A 3,685-nucleotide genomic window follows, 5' to 3' on the forward strand; every position below is an offset into this window, starting at 1 on the left:
GCTCTTCCGATCTTCGTCGATTTCCGATTGTGTCGGATCCTGATGAACATTCACGGCCTTGCCAAATAAGGAATCCGCGGCCACTTCGCCGAAGCTCTTTTTATCGAATTCCAGCGGATAGACGCAAGGAAAGGAAATAAACAAGGTGCTGTCTGTCGGCAGCGGCAGCGCGGAAATCTCATCGCGGATCAACGTCATGCTTTGGTCTGTCGTATCTTGAACGAGCACCTGATGCGATTCCAGATCAATATCGTAAGGTGCATGATTGGATTCACCGTTGTCCTCAAACAAGCCATAATCATTCTTAATCCGCAGAATGGAAAGAACCGCATCGTCCAGTCGCTCGGTGCTGATGGTTCCCTGATTGACAGCTTCAATCAGGGCCTCGATCACCGGTGTTTGAACATCTTCGCTGTCCGGCTGCAGGACTTTGCCATCGCCCAGAATCACCATGTCCACGCCGGCCTGAATTGCCTGAACTGCCGCTTCTGCCATCCCGTAATGCGCTTCAATGGCATCCATCTGCAGGCTGTCGCTGATGACGATTCCGTTGTAGCCCAACTCATTTTTTAACAAATCGGTGATGATCGTTTTGGATAAAGTTGCGGGAATCTTTTCTTTTTCAATTTTAGGGAACAGGATATGCGAGGTCATAATCGCGCTGACGCCGCTGCGAATCGCCGTTTCAAACGGAATCAATTCCGTTTCTTTCAGCTGATCCAGCGTCTTATTGACAGTGGGCAGGGCGAAATGCGAATCCTCGCTTGTATCTCCATGCCCTGGGAAATGCTTCGCTACGCTGACCACGCCGCCTTCCTGCAAGCCTTTAATCCAGATCGAGGCAAAGCTGGCGACAGCTTTCGGATCATCGCCATACGAGCGCAGATTGATCACCGGGTTGTCCGGATTGGAGTTGACGTCGAGCACCGGCGCGAAGTTCATGTTGAATCCCATGCCGGAAAGCTCATCTGCCATCGACCACGCCAGCGAATACAGATTCTCCTGCCGGCCGGCCGCGATCGCCATCGGGGATGGGAAAATTGTGACGCCTTCGCGGACCCGGTTGACCATGCCGCCTTCCTGATCGATTCCAATGAACGCCGGAATCTGAGTTGCGCCGCGGATGGTGTTCTGGAGCTGTCCGGTCAGCGTCGTCGCCTGCCCGGCGTTTTCGATATTTTTCGCATACACGATGACGTTGCCGATCTTATTGGTTCTGAGCCAGGCCTCAGTTTTCGTATCGACTTCCGTCGTTTCAAAAGAAACGATGACCAGTTGACCCACTTTCTCCTGAACGTCCATTTTTGCGACAAGCTCTTTTAACTGCTGTTCATTGAGCTTTTCAGAAACGGCATTGTTAGAAGGCGTTGGGCTGGGTAAAATTTCCGGAGAGGGAACAGGTTCCGGGCGGCTGCAGCTGGCAAGCATCAAAAGAGATAAAAGCATCGCTGACCACCGCCGGCCGTGAACAGATGAAGAAGCAGGAAAAGCAGGGGAACGGCTCATCGTGCCTGCTCCTTTAAATAATCAATTACTTCAAGCAGATCATTGCGGCTTTCCTGGATTGCTTCCTTCATTTCTTCATCCGGTTTTACAAAGTCATAGATCCAGACGCTTTTCATCCCTGCCCGCTTTGCGGCGATGATGCCGAACTTGGAATCTTCCAGCACAACGCATTTTTCCGGGGCGGCGCCGGCTTTCCGCGCAGCGGTTAAAAAGATTTCCGGATCCGGTTTGCCATGGGTCACTTCATTGCCGCACACGACGCTGTCGAAGTGATAAGGCTTGCCGATACTGCCTAAAAGCGTGTCGACATATTCGCGGTGACTGGACGAAGCGACGCATTTCTTGATGCCTGCCTCGTCTAAATAGTCGAGCAATTCAGTCAATCCTTTTTTATTCAGGCTGCCTTTGTTTTCACACATGCCAAAGATCTTTTTTAACCGGCCTTCGCTGATTTCCGGAAGATGCGGTTTTAGATCCTGATGGTTCTCCATGGCTTTTAAGAATAATTTGTGTCCGCAGCCGATGATCTGATAGAAAAACTCATCGTCTAACGTAATTCCATATTTTCCAGCGATTTCCCGCCAGTTTTCATTAGCGACCTTTTCGGTATCGAACATCAGGCCGTCACAGTCAAAAATTACACATTCTATACTCATTTTATCCACCTCGAATCTCTCAAGATGATTATAATGGTTTTCAAAACAAATGGCTACTTCTTTTCCTGATTCTCCTTCATAAATGCCCGCAGAAGCTTCATGAAAGCCCGCTTTTCAATCCGCGAGACGTAGGATCTGGAAATGTGTTCCTGTCTGGCAATATCCCGCTGCGTCATTTCCTGATGCCCTTCCAGCCCATAGCGGCGGACAAGGATGCTGTGCTCCCGTTCATCCAATAAACCCATGAACTGAGCGAGCTTGCGTTTGTTTTCCTCAAGCATCAATTTGTCGATGGGGTCAGGCTGGTCCGGGGCGGGAATCACGTCGATCAAGGTCAGCTCGCTGCCATCTTTATCCTGACCAATCGCATCATCTAAAGAACGCGTCTGGAAAGCATGCTTGTTGTTGCGTAAGTGCATCAGAATTTCATTTTCGATACAGCGGGAAACATAAGTTGCCAGCTTATGCCCCTTATCAACCTTGAATGTGTCGATGCCTTTGATCAAACCAATCGTACCGATGCTGATGAGATCTTCGGTTTGTTCGCGGCGGATATCGAATTTCTTTACGATGTGCGCGACTAAACGAAGATTGTGTTCGATTAAATCAGCCCGCGCTTCGACGTCGCCTTTGGCCATGCGCTGCAATGCGTCTTGTTCTTCTTCCGCTGTCAAAGGCTGCGGGAAGGAGGTTGTCCGGATGGAACCGATAAAGCAGCTGAAGAAAATCTGTAGCATTTGAAAAAGTTGTGTCCACATAGTTATCACCTTCTTCAACGTATGTTCGATCCTGCGATTTTAGTCGTAATTTGATGAATTTTCTTAATGCGGCACTCTCGATTAAAAGTTCACTTTCTTCCCAATTTGAAGTCAGCAGTCTTCTAGAATTGGATTAAATCCTCGATCCGCTATGAAAATTTTCGATCTTTCCTCAGCAATCGTTTAAAATCAAGACCTTGATTTGTTAACGGCATTGTGTTCTTAAACTTCTATAATTCTTACATTTTGCTCTGTATTGATAAATTTGTGATATGATTTCATTGATAGAATTCCCAAATATTACCATTTTTCAATATAATCTATGATAGAATATAACCGGAATTTTTGGAGGGGGAACGAACATGTTTGCGAATAACAAAATGCGAGAAAACAGTGGACGTCTAATCAAGATCTATCGTGAACGAATGCATCAGGGATCTAAAGATAAACGTTTCAGCTGCAACGAATTTATTTTAGCGACCAGGGAACATCCTTTTTATGAAGTTGTTGAGGGTGAACCGGTTTGTTCCCGAGCTACATTAAATCGTTTAGAGCGGGGACAGATCATCAAAGATGATGAGTTATACGTCTTCTTCATTGAGAAACTGGGGTTTAAGGTCGATGACTTTCCGGGGGTGATGTCACAGGTTGAATTAATTAGTGCTGAATTATTTGAAGCTGTAGAACTGTATGATATTAGGAAAATAAAGGAAATTGATAATAAAATAGAAACTCTATAGATCGGAAGAGCGTCGTGTAGAAAGA

The 3,685-nt window shown here is 46.9% G+C and carries 4 protein-coding genes; 1 reads left to right on the top strand and 3 read right to left on the bottom strand.

Annotation, left to right across the window (positions count from 1 at the left end; genetic code table 11):
* The 3 genes from nagZ to sigK form a co-directional block, all read right to left on the bottom strand.
* Window positions 1-1,506 (bottom strand): beta-N-acetylhexosaminidase (gene nagZ / locus AC5OW4_RS14835; protein WP_493677168.1); only part of this gene is annotated, 1,506 nt, incomplete at its 3' end.
* Window positions 1,503-2,162, bottom strand: a complete 660-nt coding sequence (locus AC5OW4_RS14840; RefSeq protein WP_493677169.1) for an HAD family hydrolase — start codon at window positions 2,160-2,162, stop codon at window positions 1,503-1,505. The genes nagZ and AC5OW4_RS14840, both read right to left, overlap by 4 nt.
* A 53-nt stretch (window positions 2,163-2,215) precedes the next feature.
* Entirely contained in the window at window positions 2,216-2,920 is a 705-nt protein-coding gene (gene sigK, locus AC5OW4_RS14845) for an RNA polymerase sporulation sigma factor SigK (protein WP_195396695.1), read from the bottom strand.
* A gap of 362 nt (window positions 2,921-3,282) precedes the next feature.
* Here sigK and AC5OW4_RS14850 point away from each other — a divergent pair, with 362 nt between their 5' ends.
* Window positions 3,283-3,660 (top strand): hypothetical protein, encoded by a 378-nt coding sequence (locus AC5OW4_RS14850; RefSeq protein ID WP_493677170.1) that lies wholly within the window; start codon window positions 3,283-3,285, stop codon window positions 3,658-3,660.
* Window positions 3,661-3,685 lie beyond the last annotated feature (25 nt).

It is taken from the genome of Holdemania sp. (assembly GCF_986127675.1).

What these genes read in the sequence shown, in the direction of transcription:
- AC5OW4_RS14840 (WP_493677169.1), bottom strand. Translation starts at nt 2,162, where the DNA reads ATGAGTATAGAATGTGTAATTTTTGACTGTGACGGCCTGATGTTCGAT.
- sigK (WP_195396695.1), bottom strand. Translation starts at nt 2,920, where the DNA reads ATGTGGACACAACTTTTTCAAATGCTACAGATTTTCTTCAGCTGCTTT.
- AC5OW4_RS14850 (WP_493677170.1), top strand. Translation starts at nt 3,283, where the DNA reads ATGTTTGCGAATAACAAAATGCGAGAAAACAGTGGACGTCTAATCAAG.